Source organism: Streptomyces sp. NPDC032745, assembly GCF_055579465.1.
Genome location: NZ_JBVING010000012.1, coordinates 218,567 through 235,805 on the forward strand (window position 1 = coordinate 218,567; position 17,239 = coordinate 235,805).

At 72.1% G+C, this 17,239-nt stretch carries 3 protein-coding genes; all 3 read left to right on the forward strand.

The genetic code is table 11. From position 1 onward, the window contains the following. The first annotated feature begins 22 nt into the window (after window positions 1-22). The 3 genes from ACZ5WG_RS28485 to ACZ5WG_RS28495 are packed head-to-tail and all read left to right on the forward strand — an operon-like array spanning window position 23 to window position 17,186. Window positions 23-5,668 (forward strand): type I polyketide synthase, encoded by a 5,646-nt coding sequence (locus tag ACZ5WG_RS28485; protein ID WP_468726840.1) that lies wholly within the window; start codon window positions 23-25, stop codon window positions 5,666-5,668. A gap of 50 nt (window positions 5,669-5,718) precedes the next feature. After that, entirely contained in the window at window positions 5,719-16,395 is a 10,677-nt protein-coding gene (locus tag ACZ5WG_RS28490) for a type I polyketide synthase (protein WP_468726842.1), read from the forward strand. Continuing rightward, on the forward strand, window positions 16,353-17,186 hold the full coding sequence (locus tag ACZ5WG_RS28495; protein ID WP_468726844.1) for an arylamine N-acetyltransferase: 834 nt from the start codon (window positions 16,353-16,355) through the stop codon (window positions 17,184-17,186). Before ACZ5WG_RS28490 ends, ACZ5WG_RS28495 begins: the two co-directional genes overlap by 43 nt. The last annotated feature ends 53 nt before the right edge of the window (window positions 17,187-17,239 follow it).

Consider the following 17,239-nt stretch of genomic DNA (forward strand, 5'->3'; position numbering starts at 1 on the left):
GACCTCGTACGGCCGGGTCCGGGTGGGCCCGGCCGTATTCCCCGCACACGGTGCGGGGACCCCCTTCAGCAATCGCTCACTCAAATTTTCCTTGGAGCTGAATCCAGTGGCTGACGAGGCACAACTCCGCGACTACCTCAAGAGGGCCATCGCCGACGCCCGCGACGCGCGCAAGCGGCTGCGCGAGGTCGAGGACCAGGCGCGGGAGCCGATCGCCATCGTCTCCATGGCGTGCCGCTACCCAGGTGGTGTGTCCTCGCCCGAAGACCTGTGGAAGCTCGTGGCCGACGGGGTCGACGCCGTCTCCGGGTTCCCGGACGACCGCGGCTGGGACCTCGAGGGTCTGGTCGACCCCGACCCCGACCACGCGGGTACCTCGTACACCGACCAGGGCGGATTCCTGCAGGGGGCAGGGCTTTTCGACGCGGGGTTCTTCGGGATCTCGCCGCGTGAGGCGCTGGCGATGGACCCGCAGCAGCGGCTGCTGCTGGAGACCTCGTGGGAGGCACTGGAGAGTGCCGGCATCGACCCGTTCTCGCTGAAGGGCACCGACATCGGGGTGTTCTCCGGAGTGTCCGGTCAGGGCTACGGGGCCGGTGCCGGTGTGGTGACGCCGGAGGTGGAAGGCTTCGCGGGCACGGGAGCGGCGTCGTGCGTGGCGTCGGGCCGGGTGTCCTACGTGTTCGGTTTCGAGGGTCCGGCGGTTTCGGTGGACACGGGGTGTTCGTCGTCGCTGGTGGCGATGCACCTGGCCGCGCAGGCGCTGCGCCAGGGCGAGTGCACGATGGCACTGGCCGGCGGTGCGATGGTGATGGCGACACCGGGCTCCTTCATGGCGTTCTCCCGGCAGCGTGGGCTGGCCACCGACGGCCGGTGCAAGGCGTTCGCGGACGGCGCGGACGGCATGGGCCTGGCCGAGGGCGTCGGCGTGGTGCTGCTCGAGCGGCTGTCGGTCGCGCGGGAGCGTGGCCACCGGGTGTTGGCGGTGCTGCGCGGCAGCGCGGTCAACCAGGACGGCGCGTCCAACGGCCTGACCGCGCCGAACGGTCCCTCGCAGCAGCGGGTGATCCGCAGGGCGCTGGACAGTGCCGGGCTCACCGCGTCCGATGTGGACGTGGTGGAGGGTCACGGCACGGGTACGGCCCTGGGCGACCCGATCGAGGCGCAGGCGCTGCTGGCCACGTACGGCAAGGGCAGGGACGCGGAACAGCCGGTGTGGCTCGGCTCGTTGAAGTCGAACATCGGTCATACGCAGGCGGCCGCGGGTGTGGCCAGTGTGATCAAGATCGTGCAGGCGCTGCGTCACGGAGTGATACCTCCCACGCTGCACGTGCAGGAGCCGTCAAGCCAGGTGGACTGGTCTGCGGGTGCGGTGGAGCTGCTGACCGAGGCGCGGGAGTGGCCGCAGAACGGTCATCCGCGCCGTGCCGGTGTCTCCTCGTTCGGTGTCAGCGGCACGAACGCGCACCTGATCCTGGAAGAGGCGCCGCCGGAGGAAGCGGAGCAGGACCTCGGCGAGGCGCAGCCCGCCGGTGTGCTGCCGTTGGTGGTGTCGGCGCGGAGCGCCGGTTCGCTGGCGGGTCAGGCCGGGCGGTTGGCGGCGTTCGTCGAGGGCGCCGATGGGGTGTCGCTGGCGGACGTGGCCGGAACGCTCGTGTCGGAGCGTACGGTCTTCGGCGAGCGTGCGGTGGTTGTTGCCGACTCGGGCGAGGAGGCGCTGGTCGGTCTGCAGGCGCTGGCGCGCGGTGAGGGTGCGGCCGGTGTGGTGTCCGGGAGTGCGTCTGCTTCGGGCAAGGTCGTGTGGGTGTTCCCCGGGCAGGGCTCGCAGTGGGCGGGTATGGGCCGGGAACTCCTGGACTCCTCGCCGGTCTTTGCCGAGCGGATCGCGGAGTGCGCGGCTGCGCTGGAGCCGTGGACCGACTGGTCGCTGATCGACGTACTGCGCGGTGAAACCGACGCTGAGCTCATCGAGCGGGTTGACGTCCTGCAGCCGGCCAGCTTCGCCGTGATGGTGGGCCTGGCGGCGGTGTGGGAGTCGGTCGGGGTCAAGCCCGATGCGGTGCTCGGTCACTCCCAGGGTGAGATCGCGGCCGCGTGTGTGGCGGGTGCGCTGTCGCTGGAGGACGCGGCGCGCGTCGTCGCGCTGCGCAGCCAGGCCATTGCCAAGGAGCTGGCCGGGCGTGGCGGTATGGCTTCTGTGGCGCTGACCTTGGACGAGGCAGTCGTACGGCTGGCTCCCTGGGCGGATCGAGTCGAGGTGGCCGCGGTCAACGGGCCGTCGTCGGTGGTGATCGCCGGTGACGCCGAGGCTCTGGACGAGGCGCTGGAGGCGCTGTCGGGCGAGGGCGTCCGGGTGCGGCGGGTCGCGGTGGATTACGCCTCGCACACCCGGCATGTGGAAGACCTTCGCGACACGCTCGCCGAGACGCTGGCCGGGATCGACGCGAAGGCCCCGACGGTGCCATTCTACTCGACCGTCACCGGTGGTTGGGTGGCGGAAGCCGATGTGCTGGACGGCGCGTACTGGTACCGGAACCTTCGTGGCCAGGTGGGCTTCGGTCCGGCCGTGGCCGAGCTGCTGGCGCAGGGTCACGGGGTGTTCGTGGAGGTCAGCGCCCACCCGGTGCTGGTCCAGCCGATCACCGAGACCATCGACAACACCGACACCACCGCCAATGTGCTGGTGACCGGCTCGCTGCGCCGTGAAGACGGCGGTCTGCGACGGCTGTTCGCCTCGATGGCGGAGCTGTTCGTCCGGGGCGTCACGCTGGACTGGAGCGGTGTACTGCCGCAGCCGGCGGCTTCCGTTCGAGTGGACCTGCCGACCTACGCCTTCGACCACCAGCACTACTGGCTCCACGCGGACGAGTCGGCCACGGATGCGGCATCGCTGGGCCAGACGACGGTCGATCACCCGCTGCTGGGTGCGGTGGTGCAGCTGCCGCAGTCCGACGGGCTCGTCTTCACCTCGCGGCTGTCCCTGAAGTCGCACCCCTGGCTCGCCGATCACGCGATCGGCGGCGTGATCCTCGCCCCGGGCACCGGGCTCGTTGAGCTGGCGGTACGGGCCGGTGACGAGGCCGGATGCGGGCTGCTGGAAGAGCTGGTGATCGAGGCCCCGCTGGTGGTGCCCGAGCAGGGCGGCGTGCGCGTGCAGGTCGCGGTGGGTGCAGCCGGCGAGAACGGTTCGCGCACGGTGGAGGTGTACTCGCAGCGCGAGGACGCCGCCGACGAGGGTGGCGCGGACGTGTGGACGCGGCACGCCACCGGACTCCTGTCGGCATCGCCGGCGGCCCGTGGGACGGAGTTCGACTTCGCCGCCTGGCCCCCGGCCGGCGCGCAGCCGGTCGAGGTGGACGCCGACGACTTCTATGCCGATCTGCGCGAGCGCGGTGTCGCGTACGGGCCGTCGTTCCAGGGCATGAGGGCCGTGTGGCGGCGCGGCGACGAGGTGTTCGCCGAGGTTGCCCTGCCCGAGGAGCAGCGCAAGGAAGCCGGCAGGTTCGGCCTCCACCCCGCGCTGCTGGACGCGGCCCTGCAGGCCGCGACGTTCGGCGCCGCGGCGGGCACGGCGGAGGAGGAGTCCGGGGATCCGGTGCTCGCGTTCGCGTGGAACGGGCTGGCGCTGCACGCCGCGGGTGCCTCGGCCCTGCGCGTGCGCGTGGCGCCGAGCGGTCCGGATGCCCTGTCGGTCGAGGCTGCCGACGAGACCGGCGGCCTGGTGGTGACGATGGACTCGCTGGTGTCCCGGGCGGTGTCCGCCGAGCAGCTGGAGACGGCAGCGGACGCGGCGGTCGCCAACTCGCTGTTCCAGGTGGAGTGGACCGAGCTGTCCCAGGCCCAGGCCCAGGGTGCCGGAGCCGCTCCGTCGTGGCTGCCGGTGGCCACCGCTGACGACGTGGTGGCCCTGGCCGACGGAGCAGGGATCCCGGCCGCGGCCGTCCTGGAAGCCGTCGGTGGTACCGGCGAGGGCGCGGTGCTGGCTCTGACCTCCCGGGTGCTGGAGGTCGTGCAGGCGTGGCTGGCCGGGTCGGGGCTGGAGGAGTCGCGGCTGGTGGTCGTGACCCGGGGTGCGGTTCCCGCCGGCGACGGCGCGGTGACCGACCCGGCCGGGTCGGCGGTATGGGGCATGGTGCGGGCCGCCCAGGCCGAGAACCCCGACCGGATCGTCCTCCTGGACACCGACACCGCCCTCGCCGCCGACGGTACGCAGGCGGTGCTCGGTGCGGTGCTGGCTGGCGGGGAGCCGCAGGTCGCGGTGCGCGGAACCACCTTCTCCGTGCCCCGGCTCGCCCGGACCACGGCTGAAATCCCGGACGTTCCGGCGGTCTTCGGGCCGGAGGGGACCGTCCTGGTCTCCGGCGCCGGTTCGTTGGGTGAGCTGATCACCCGGCACCTGGTCTCCCGGCACGGCGTACGGCACCTGGTGCTGGCCAGCCGTCGGGGTCCGGAGGCCGAAGGCGTGCAGGAGCTGGTCGCCGAACTCACCGAACAGGGTGCTGCGGTGACGGTGGCGGCCTGTGACATGTCCGACCGTGACCAGGTCGAGGCCCTGCTGGCGTCGGTTCCGGCCGAACACCGCCTGACCGGAGTCGTGCACACCGCAGGCGTGTTCGACTCCGGGCTGATCGAGGGACTGACGCCGGAGCGGCTGGCAGGCCTGTTCGCACCGAAGGTGGACGCGGTGCGGCACCTCGACGAGCTGACCCGAGGCCTGGACCTCGACGCCTTCATCGTCTACTCCTCGGCCTCGTCCGTCTTCATGGGCGCTGGCAGCAGCGGCTACGCGGCGGCCAATGCCTTCCTGGACGGGCTGATGGACACCCGCCGGGCGGCCGGTCTGCCCGGGCTGTCCCTCGCCTGGGGCACGTGGGAATACGCCACCAACATGACCACTCACCTCACCACCGACGACCAGGTGCGCATGAGCCGGCGCGCGAGCCGTGACGGAGTCGTGGCGCTCAAGCCCGCAGAGGGCATGGAGCTGTTCGACGCCGCTGTGGTGTCCGCACAGTCGCTGCTGGTGCCGGTGAAGCTGGACCTGCGGGGCGTGCGCGCAGGCGCAGCGGCCCGCGGTGGGGTGCCGCACCTGCTGCGCGGCCTGGTACCGGCAGGCCGGCAGCAGGCCCGGGCGGGATCCGCCAAGGAAGGCGATCTGGCCCGCCGGATCGCCGGGCTCGCCGAAGCCGAGCAGGAGGCCCTGCTTCTTGACCTGGTACGTGGTCAGGCCGCGCTCGTGCTCGGGCACACCGGGCCGGAGGGCGTCCGGGCGGAGACGGCGTTCAAGGACGTCGGGTTCGACTCGCTGACGTCGGTGGAACTGCGCAACCGGATGCGTGAGGCAACCGGCCTGAAGCTTCCCGCCACGCTGGTCTTCGACCACCCCACGCCGCTGACCCTCGCCCGCCACCTGCGCGACGAGCTCGGCATCAGCGACGACGCGCTTTCTCGCGTGAACGCAAAGATCGAAGACGTCGAGGCGCTGATCAGCGGTCTGCAGCTCGACGAATCCATGAAATCCAGTATCGCGCTTCGCCTTCAGGGTTTGGTGGCCAGGTGCAACGGAGTGCTCGAGAACGTGGACGCTTCCACGGTGGCGGAGCAGCTGGAATCCGCGTCCGCCGATGAGGTCCTCGCATTCATTGACGGTGAATTCGGACTCATCTGAAAACAGTTCAAGGAATCGCGGTTCCATCAAACTTCGTAAGGATTTAAAGAATGGCCACGGACGAAAAACTCCTCGAGTACCTGAAGCGCGTCACGACCGAGTTGCACAACCTGAAGAAGCAGGGCTCGAGCCACGCTGACGAGCCGATCGCCATCGTGGGCATGGCGTGCCGCTTGCCGGGTGGTGTGGCGGGGCCGGAGGACTTGTGGCAGTTGGTGTCCGAGGGCCGGGACGCCGTTTCCGGGTTCCCCGAGGACCGGGGCTGGGACCTGGACGGCCTGTTCGATCCGGACCCTGACCACGCGGGTACTTCGTACACCGACCAGGGCGGATTCCTGCACGGGGCGGGCCAGTTCGACGCGGCGTTCTTCGGGATCTCGCCGCGTGAGGCGCTGGCGATGGACCCGCAGCAGCGACTGCTGCTGGAGACCTCCTGGGAGGCCTTGGAGGGGGCCGGCATCGACCCGGTCTCGCTGAAGGGCACCGACGTCGGCGTGTTCTCCGGTGTGTGCAGTCAGGGCTACGGGGCCGGCGCCGGTGCGATCGCGCCGGAGCTGGAGAGTTTCACGGGCACGGGGGTGGCACCCAGCGTGGCCTCGGGCCGGGTGTCCTACGTGTTCGGTTTCGAGGGTCCTGCGGTCACGGTGGACACGGCGTGTTCCTCGTCGCTGGTGGCGATGCACCTGGCCGCGCAGGCGCTGCGCCAGGGCGAGTGCTCGGTGGCGCTGGCCGGCGGCGCGATGGTGATGTCGACGCCCGGTACCTTCGTCGCCTTCTCCCGGCAGCGGGGCATGGCCACGGACGGCCGGTGCAAGGCTTACGCGGACGGCGCCAATGGCATGGGGCTGGCCGAAGGTGCCGGTGTGGTCGTACTGGAGCGGCTGTCGGTGGCGCGTGAGCGCGGCCACCGGGTGCTGGCGGTGCTGCGGGCCAGCGCGGTCAACCAGGACGGCGCCTCGAACGGTCTGACCGCGCCGAACGGGCCGTCGCAGCAGCGGGTGATCCGCAAGGCGCTGGCCAGCGCCGGGCTGGTGGCGGCGGATGTGGACGTGGTGGAGGGTCACGGCACGGGTACGGCCCTGGGCGACCCGATCGAGGCGCAGGCGCTGCTGGCCACCTACGGCCAGGGCCGCGACGCGGACCGGCCGCTGTGGCTCGGCTCGCTGAAGTCGAACATCGGGCACACGCAGGCCGCTGCCGGCGTGGCCAGTGTGATCAAGATGGTGCAGGCGCTGCGCCACGGCGTCATGCCCCCCACCCTGCACGTGCAGAAGCCCTCGACCGAGGTGGACTGGACGGCGGGTGCGGTCGAGCTGCTGACCGAGGCCCGCGAGTGGCCGCAGAACGGCCAGCCCCGCCGGGCCGGGGTCTCCTCTTTCGGCATCAGCGGCACGAACGCCCACCTGATCCTCGAGGAGGCGCCGCAGGAGGAGGCGGAGCCCGACGCGGAAGAGGCGCAGCCTGCCGGTGCGGTGCCGCTGGTGGTGTCGGCGCGCAGCGCCGAGTCGCTCTCGGGTCAGGCCGGGCGGCTGGCGTCGCATCTGGAGTCCGGTGCCGGCGGAGCGTCGCTCGCATCGGTGGCCGGGGCGCTGGTGTCGGACCGTGCCACCTTCGGTGACCGTGCGGTCGTGGTGGCCGACTCCGCCGGGGAGGCGCTGACGCGGCTGGAAGCACTGGCGCATGGGGAGAACGCGGCCGGCGTCGTGAGCGGCAGTGCCGCTTCGGCGCCGGGCAAGACCGTGTGGGTGTTCCCGGGCCAGGGTTCGCAGCGGGTGGGGATGGGCCGGGAACTGTACGCCCGGTACCCGCTGTTCGCGCAGGCGTTGGACGAGGCGTGCGAGCAGCTGGACGCGCGTCTGGCCGGGTGGGTCGACCATCCGGTACGGGATGTGGTTCTGGGCAGGGTGCCGGGCAGTGCTGCACTTCTGGACCAGACGGTGTTCACGCAGGCGGGGCTGTTCGCGGTCGAGAGCGCTCTGTTCCGGCTCGTGGAGTCCTGGGGTGTGCGGCCGGATGTCGTGATCGGGCATTCGGTCGGCGAGATCACTGCCGCGTATGCGGCGGGGGCGCTGTCGCTGCAGGATGCGGCGCGCGTGGTTGCGGCCCGGGGCCGGCTGATGCAGGCGCTGCCGCTGGGCGGGGCGATGGTCGCCGTGGCTGCCGCCGAGGAGGAGGTCGCCGAGCTGCTGGGCGAGGGCGTGGAGGTCGCGGCGGTCAACGGCCCGTCCTCGGTCGTGCTCTCCGGTGAGCAGGACGCGGTCCTCGCAGCAGCCGACCGGTTGCGGGCGCAGGGACGCAAGACGAAGCGGCTGGCGGTGTCGCACGCGTTCCATTCCCTGCGGATGGAGCCGATGCTGGCCGAGTTCGCCGCAGAGCTGGCCGAGGTCGTGTGGCAGCCGCCGGTGATTCCGGTGGTCTCGAACGTGAGCGGGCGGCTGGCCGAGCCCGATGAGCTCGCCGACCCGCAGTACTGGGCCGGGCACGTGCGTCGGCCGGTGCGGTTCGCCGAGGGGATCGCGGCCGCGGTGGAGTACGGCGGCACGCTGTTCGTGGAGATGGGCCCGGGCGCGGCCCTGACCGGCCTGGTCGAGGAGACGGCCACCGCCGCAGCGGCCGACGTGGCATGCGTCGCGGCCCTGCGCGACGGCCGCCCGGAAGAGCAGACCCTGCTCACTTCGGTGGCCGAGCTGTTCGTCCGCGGTGTGGCCGTGGACTGGAGCCGTGTGCTGGGGCAGACGGCGAAGCCCGGGCGGGTGGACCTGCCCACGTATGCCTTCGAGCACCAGCACTACTGGCTGAAGGACTCCGGTTCGGCGACGGATGCGACGTCGCTGGGACAGGCAGCGGCCGATCACCCGCTGCTGGGCGCGGTGGTGCAGCTGCCGCAGTCCGACGGGCTGGTCTTCACCTCGCGGCTTTCGCTGCGCTCGCACCCCTGGCTCGCCGATCACGCGGTGAGCGGTGTCGTGCTCGTCCCGGGCACCGGGCTGGTGGAGCTGGCCGTCCGGGCCGGTGACGAGGCCGGGTGCGGCGTCCTGGAAGAGCTGGTGATCGAGGCCCCGCTGGTGGTGCCCGAGCACGGCGGCGTACGGGTGCAGGTCGCCGTCGGCGCACCGGGCGAAAACGGTTCACGCACGGTGGAGGTGTACTCCCAGCGGGAGGACGCCGCCGGCGACGGTGGCGCGGACGTATGGACGCGGCACGCCGCCGGCATGCTGTCGGCCGCGGTCCAGCCGGCCGGCGGCGGCGCCGGGTTCGACTTCGCGGCCTGGCCCCCGCCCGGCGCACAGCCGGTGGACGTGGTACCCGGCGAGTTCTACGGCGACCTGGTCGAGCGCGGTTACGGCTACGGGCCGGCGTTCCAGGGCCTGCGGGCGGTGTGGCGGCGCGGCGAGGAACTCTTCGCCGAGGTCGCCCTGCCCGAGGAGCAGAGCAAGGACGCCGACAGGTTCGGCATCCACCCCGCGCTGCTCGACGCGGCCCTGCACACCGGGATGTTCAGCGCCCCGGCGGGCGCACCGGCCGAGGAGACCGCAGAGGCGGTGCTGCCGTTCGCGTGGAACGGGCTGGCGCTGCACGCCGCGGGCGCCTCGGTGCTGCGGGTGCGACTGGTGCCCGGCGGGCCCGGCGCCGTGTCGCTGCAGGCGGCGGACGAGACCGGCGGCCTGGTGGTGACGCTGGACTCGCTGGTGTCGCGTCCGGTGTCCGCCGAGCAGCTGGGCGCCGCGGCGGACACGGCGGTCGCCAACTCGCTGTTCCAGGTCGAGTGGACCGGACTGCCCGCGGCTCAGGGGACGGAGGCTTCGCCCGCATCCGTGCCGGTGGCCACCGCCGACGAGGTGGCGGCGCTGGTCGACGCCGTGGCTTCCGGCGCAGGCGTGCCGGCCGCGGCCGTCCTGGAAGCCGTCGGCGGTACCGGCGAGGATGCGGTGCTGGCTCTGACCTCCCGGGTACTGGAGGTCGTGCAGGCGTGGCTGGCCGGCGCCGGGCTGGAGGAGTCGCGGCTGGTGGTCGTGACCCGGGGTGCGGTTCCCGCCGGCGACGGCACGGTGACCGATCCCGCGGGCGCCGCGGTGTGGGGTCTGGTGCGTGTCGCCCAGGTCGAGAACCCCGACCGGATCGTACTGATCGACACCGACCCGGCCTCCGGCGACGGAGCGGCAGCCGTGCTGGGCGCGGTGCTGGCCGGCGGTGAACCCCAGGTCGCGGTCCGTGGCACCGCTCTCCTCGCCCCCCGGCTCGCCCGCACCAACGCTCAGGTCCCGGACGTTGCCGAGGTGTTCGCGCCGGAGGGAACCGTCCTGGTCACGGGCGGCACCGGATCGTTGGGCGCTCTGGTGGCCCGGCATCTGGTCTCCCGGCACGGGGTGCGGCATCTGGTGCTGGCCAGCCGCCGCGGCCCGGACGCCGACGGAGCGGAGCAGCTGGTCGCCGAGCTGACCGGGCAGGGTGCTGCGGTCTCGGTGGTGGCTTGTGATGTGGCCGACCGTGCCCAGGTGCAGGCGCTGCTGGCATCGGTGCCGGCCGGGCACCGGCTGGCCGGTGTGGTGCACACCGCCGGCGTGCTGGATGACGGTGTGATCGGGGCGCTGACCCCGGAGCGCCTGGCGGGGGTGTTCGCGCCGAAGGTGGACGCGGTCCGTCACCTCGACGAACTGACCCGGGGCCTGGACCTCGACGCGTTCGTCGTGTTCTCGTCCGCCTCGGGCGTGTTCGGCTCTGCCGGCCAGGGCAATTACGCGGCGGCGAACGCCTTCCTGGACGGGCTGATGGCCAACCGCCGGGCGGCAGGTACGCCCGGTCTGTCGCTGGCCTGGGGCCTGTGGGAGCAGACCACCGGCATGACCGCCGACCTCAGCACCGTCGACCAGGCCCGTATGAGCCGTGGTGGTGCGCTGGCGATATCGGCAGTGGAGGGTATGGAGCTGTTCGACGCCGCCGTGGTGTCCGGACAGGCGCTGCTGGTGCCGATCAAGCTCGACCTGCGGGGCGCGCGGGCCGGCGCGGCGGCCGGTGGCGGTGTGCCGCACCTGCTGCGCGGCCTGGTCCGCGCGGGCCGACAGCAGGCGCGCGCCGGATCCACCGGGGACGGCGGCCTGGCCCGTCGGCTGGCCGGGCTCGCCACGGCGGAGCAGGAGGCCCTGCTCCTCGAGGTGGTGCGCGCTCAGGCCGCGGTCGTGCTCGGACACAGCGGTCCGGACGGCGTCCGGCCGGAGATGGCGTTCAAGGACGCCGGGTTCGACTCGCTGACGTCGGTCGAGCTGCGGAACCGGGTGCGTGAGGCGACCGGTCTGAAGCTTCCGGCGACGCTGGTCTTCGACTACCCGACCCCGCTGGCCCTCGCCCGCTACCTGCGCGAGGAGTTCGGTGACGCGGAGGCCGGTACCCCTGCCGCGGCCGTGGCCGTCGTCGCCGATCCCGACGAGGCGATCGCGATCGTCGGCATGGCGTGCCGGCTGCCGGGTGGTGTCGCGGGTCCCGAGGACCTGTGGCGGCTGGTCCACGAGGGCCGTGAGGGCATGTCGTCCTTCCCCGACGACCGGGGCTGGGACCTGGACGGCCTGTTCGACCCGGACCCCGACAGCGCGGGTACCTCGTACACCAGCCAGGGTGGTTTCGTACAAGGGGCAGGGCTCTTCGACCCGGGGTTCTTCGGGATCTCGCCGCGTGAGGCGCTGGCGATGGACCCGCAGCAGCGACTGCTGCTGGAGACCTCCTGGGAGGCGCTGGAGCGTGTCGGCATCGACCCGCTCTCGCTGAAGGGCACCGACGTCGGCGTGTTCTCCGGCGTCTCCAGCCAGGGCTACGGGGCCGGCGTGGTCGCGCCGGAGCTGGAGGGCTTCGCGAGCACGGGTACGGCGGCGAGTGTGGCCTCGGGCCGCGTGTCGTACGTGTTCGGTTTCGAGGGTCCTGCGGTCACCGTGGACACGGCCTGCTCTTCGTCCCTGGTGGCGATGCACCTGGCCGCGCAGGCGCTGCGCCAGGGCGAGTGCTCGATGGCACTGGCCGGCGGTGCGACCGTGATGGCGACACCCGTCTCCTTCGTGGAGTTCTCCCGGCAGCGCGGCCTGGCCGGGGACGGCCGGTGCAAGGCGTTCGCGGACGGCGCGGACGGCACGGGCTGGGCCGAAGGCGTCGGTCTCGTGGTGCTGGAGCGGCTGTCGGTGGCGCGTGAGCGCGGCCACCGGGTGCTGGCGGTACTGCGCGGCAGCGCGGTCAACCAGGACGGCGCGTCGAACGGTCTGACTGCGCCGAACGGTCCCTCGCAGCAGCGGGTGATCCGCAAGGCCCTGGCCAGTGCCGGGCTCGCCCCGTCCGACGTGGACGTGGTGGAGGGCCACGGTACGGGAACCGCTCTGGGCGACCCGATCGAGGCGCAGGCGCTGCTGGCCACGTACGGCAAGGGCAGGGACGCGGAACAGCCGCTGTGGCTGGGTTCCCTGAAGTCGAACATCGGTCACACGCAGGCGGCCGCGGGCGTGGCCAGCGTGATCAAGATGGTGCAGGCGCTGCGCCACGGGGTCATGCCGCCCACCCTGCATGTGGACGCGCCCACGCGTCAGGTGGACTGGTCCGACGGCGCCGTCGAGCTGCTGACCGAGGCCCGGGAATGGCCGCAGAACGGCCATCCGCGCCGGGCCGGTGTGTCCTCGTTCGGTATCAGCGGAACGAACGCGCACCTGATCCTGGAAGAGGCGCCCGCCGAAGTGGCGCAGCCCGTCTCGGAAGAGGCGGAGCAGCCGTCGGCGTCCGCTGGTGTGGTGCCGTTGGTCGTGTCGGCGCGGAGTGCGGGTTCGCTGGCGGGCCAGGCCGGGCGGCTGGCGGCGTTCGTCGAGGGCGCCGATGGGGTGTCGCCGGCGGACGTGGCCGGGGCGCTGTTGTCGGACCGTGCGGTCTTCGGTGAGCGTGCGGTCGTGGTGGCAGGCTCGGATGACGAGGCGCTGGCCGGGCTGCAGGCGCTGGCCCGGGGCGAGAGCACGGCCGGTGTCGTGACCGGCACTGCCGGCGCGGCAGCCCCGGGCAAGGTCGTGTGGGTGTTCCCGGGTCAGGGCTCGCAGTGGGCCGGCATGGGCCGTGAACTGCTCGACTCCTCCCCGGTGTTCGCCGAGCGGATCGCGCAGTGCGCCGCCGCTCTGGAGCCGTGGACCGACTGGTCGCTGATCGAGGTGCTGCGCGGCGAGGCCGAGCCCGGGCTCATGGAGCGGGTCGACGTCCTGCAGCCGGCCAGCTTCGCCGTGATGGTGGGCCTGGCCGCCGTGTGGACGTCGGCCGGGGTCAAGCCCGACGCGGTGCTCGGCCACTCGCAGGGTGAGATCGCGGCCGCGTGTGTGGCGGGTGCGCTGTCGCTGGAGGACGCGGCGCGCGTGGTGACGCTGCGCAGCCAGGCCATTGCCAGGGAGCTGGCCGGCCGCGGCGGTATGGCGTCGGTGGCGCTGAGCGCGGACGCGGCGGTCGCGTGGCTGGAGCCGTGGACGGACCGGGTCGAGGTGGCCGCGGTCAACGGCCCGTCGTCGGTGGTGATCGCCGGTGACGCCGAGGCGCTGGACGAGGCGCTCGAAGCACTGTCCGGCGAAGGCATCCGGGCGCGTCGGATTGCGGTGGACTACGCCTCGCACACCCGGCACGTGGAGGCCATCCGCGACACGCTCGCCGAGACCCTGGCCGGGATCGACGCCCAGGCCCCGACGGTGCCGTTCTACTCCACCGTCGCCGGCGGCTGGGTGGCGGAAGCCGGCGTCCTGGACGGCGACTACTGGTACCGGAACCTTCGTGGCCAGGTGGGCTTCGGCCCGGCCGTGGCCGACCTGGTCGACCAGGGCCACGGGGTGTTCGTCGAGGTCAGCGCCCACCCGGTGCTGGTCCAGCCGATCACCGAGACCGTCGACGACACCGACACCCATGTGGTGGTGACCGGCTCGCTGCGCCGCGAGGACGGCGGCCTTCGCCGGCTGCTGGCCTCGATGGCCGAGCTGTTCGTACGGGGCGTGGCCGTGGACTGGAGCAGTCTCCTGCCCGCCCGCGCCAAGTCCGCACGGCTGGCCCTGCCGACGTACGCCTTCGACCACCAGCACTACTGGATCCAGGCGACCGGGTCGGCCACCGACGCGGCGTCGCTGGGACTCGCCGGGGTCGATCACCCGCTGCTGGGCGCGGTGATGCACCTGCCGCAGTCCGACGGGCTGGTCTTCAGCTCGCGGCTTTCGCTGAAGTCGCACGCCTGGCTGGCCGATCACGCCGTGGACGGTGTGGTCATCGTGCCCGGCACCGGGCTGGTGGAGCTGGCCGTCCGGGCCGGTGACGAGGCCGGCTGCGTGGTGCTGGAAGAGCTCGTGATCGAGGCGCCGCTGGTGGTGCCCGAGCACGGCGGAGTCCGCGTACAGGTCGCCGTCGGCGGACCGGGTGAGACCGGATCGCGGACCGTGGAGGTGTACTCGCAGCGCGAGGACTCTGTCGGTGAAGGCGTGTGGACGCGGCACGCCACCGGCATGCTGTCCGCCACGGTCCAGCCGGGTGGTGGTGGCACCGGGTTCGACTTCGCCGCCTGGCCGCCGCCCGGCGCGCAGCCGGTGGACATCGCCGGCGGCTACGACCTGATTGCCCGGGTCGGGTACGGGTACGGCCCGACGTTCCAGGCCGTACGGGCGGTGTGGCGGCGCGGCGAGGAACTCTTCGCCGAGGTCGCCCTGCCCGAGGAGCAGCGCAAGGACGCCGGCAGGTTCGGCATCCACCCCGCGCTGCTCGACGCGGCCCTGCACTCGCCGCTGCTCAATGCCGCGGCGGAGCCCACGTCGGCTGACGGCGACACCGGACGGGAAACCGACGGGCAGGAACTGCGTCTGCCGTTCGCGTGGAACGGGCTGGCCTTGCACGCGGCCGGTGCCTCGGTGCTGCGTGTGCGCCTCGCACAGCCCGAGCGCGACGCACTGTCGCTGGAGGCGGCGGACGAGGCCGGCCGCCTGGTGGTGACGATGGACTCGCTGGTGTCCCGGGCGGTGTCCGCCGAGCAGCTGGAGACCGCGGCGGGCAAGGCGCACACCGACTCGCTGTTCCGCGTGGAGTGGACCGAACTGCCTTACGCCCAGGGGGCGGAGCCGTCACCGTCATGGCTGCCGGTTGACACCGCGGAACAGGTGGCGACTCTGGCCTACGACGTGTTGTCGGGTGCGGCCGCCGCCCCGGCCCTGGCAGTCCTGGAAGCCGTCACCGGCGGGACCGAGGGTGCCGAGGGCGAGGATGCGGTGCTGGGTCTGGCCACCAAGGTGCTGGACGTGTTGCAGTGCTGGCTGGCCGGGTCCGGACTGGAGGAGTCGCGGCTGCTGGTCGTGACCCGAGGCGCGGTTCCCGCCGGCGGCGAGGGTACGGTGACCGACCCCGCGGGCGCCGCGGTGTGGGGTCTGGTGCGTGCCGCCCAGGCCGAGAACCCCGACCGGATCATCCTGCTGGACACCGACCCCGCTGCCGATGACGGCGCGGAGCCGGTACTGCGTGCGGTGCTGGCCAGCGGGGAGCCGCAGATCGCGGTGCGCGGAACCACCCTCTCCGTGCCCCGGCTCGCCCGTACCACCGGTCGGCTTCCGGACGCCCCGGCGGTCTTCGGGCCGGAGGGAACCGTCCTGGTCTCCGGCGCCGGGTCCCTGGGTGGCTTGGTGGCCCGCCACCTGGTCTCCCGGCACGGGGTGCGCCAGCTGCTGCTGGCGAGCCGTCGGGGTCCGGAGGCCGAAGGCGTGCAGGAGCTGGTCGCCGAACTCACCGAGCTGGGTGCTGCGGTCTCGGTGGTGGCCTGTGACGTCTCCGACCGTGGCCAGGTCGAGGCGCTGCTGGCATCGGTGCCGGCCGGGCACCGGCTGACCGGTGTCGTGCACACCGCAGGCGTGACGGACGACGGGGTGATCGGAACGCTGACCCCGGAGCGGCTGGCGCGGGTGTTCGCGCCGAAGGTGGACGCGGTGCGGCACCTGGACGAGCTGACGCGAGGCCTGGACCTCGACGCGTTCATCGTCTACTCCTCCGTCTCGGCCGTCTTCATGGGTGCGGGCAGCGGCAGTTACGCGGCGGCGAACGCCTACCTGGACGGGCTGATCGCCGGCCGACGGGCGGCGGGCCTGCCGGGTCTGTCGCTGGCCTGGGGCCTGTGGGACCAGACCTCCGGCATGGCTGCGGACACCGACGACATCGTCAAGGCGCGCCTGAACCGGCGAGGCGGTCTGCAGGCGATGTCGCCGGCGGAGGGCATGGAACTGTTCGACGCCGCCGTCGGGTCCGGGCAGGCGCTGCTGGTGCCGGCCAAGCTGGACCTGCGCGGTGTCCGGGCCGGCTCGGCCGCCGGTGGCGGCGTACCGCACATGCTGCGCAGCCTGGTCCGGGTGGGCCGGCAGCAGGCGCAGGCGGCGGACACCGCCGACGAGGGCCGGAAGCTGTACGACCGGCTGGCCGCACTGACCGCCGCCGAGCAGAAGAAGCTCCTGCTCGACCTGGTGCGGGCTCAGGTGGCCGCGGTTCTGGGCTACAGCGCGACGTACCACTTCGAAGCGGACCAGGGGCTCTTCGAGATCGGCTTCGACTCCCTCACCGCCATCGAGCTTCGCAACCGGCTCCGCAACATCACCGAAACGAAGCTCTCTCCCAACCTCGTCTTCGACTATCCGACGCCGGGAATGCTCGCCGCATACCTGCACGAGCTGACGTGCGGCGAACAGGCCGCGAATCCAGTAGCGATCTCCGTCTGAAAGAGGGTGATGATATGTTCGACGTGGACAAATATCTGCAGCGGATCGGCTGCGGCGGAGAAACCGGTGTGGACCTCGCGACGCTGCGAAAGCTGCACAAGAATCACCTCATGACGATTCCGTACAACGGAGTCACCGAGGATTACCGCAACGGAGTCCACCTCGTCGACATCGACGAGGACGCCACCTTCGAGACGACGATCATCAACGGGCAGGGCGGCACGTGCTTCCAGCTGAACCGCCTCTTCTCCCGGCTTCTGCGTGAACTGGGCTACGACGTCACACTGATGGCGGCGAGGACCGCCGAAGGCCGGGACGCCTTCGGGCTCGACGTCGAGCACATGTTCAGCCGTGTCGCCCTGGACGGCGACGAATGGCTGGTGGACGTCGGTTACCCCGGCCCCTCCTTCATCGAGCCGTTGCAGATCTCCGACGCGGTACAGACCCAGTACGGGTGCCAGTACCGGCTGGTCGAGAGCGAATCCGAGATCGCTCTGCAACGCCGGGGAGCGGTCACCCGGTGGAGTGTCGTCTACACCTTCACGATGGAATCCCGGCAGTGGACCGACTGGAAGGAAATGGAGGACCTCCTCCGGGACATCCTTTCGCAGCCGCGGACGAATGACGGCCAGGAAATCCTGTGCGGCCGGAGTTTCGAGAACGGCCAGGCCGTACTGAAGGGGCGACGGTACCTGACGGTCCGTGACGGCCGCGAGCAGGCCCGCACGATCACAGACGACGACGAGCACCGGACGCTGATCTCCGGCGTGCTGTCCGGTGAGCTCGGCTGAATTCGCACCACCCACCACCCCGTATGGCAATTCATCGCGGGTGAAACATGCAC

Excerpts from the sequence above, each read along its gene's own strand:
- ACZ5WG_RS28490 (WP_468726842.1), top strand. The coding sequence starts at position 5,719 with ATGGCCACGGACGAAAAACTCCTCGAGTACCTGAAGCGCGTCACGACC.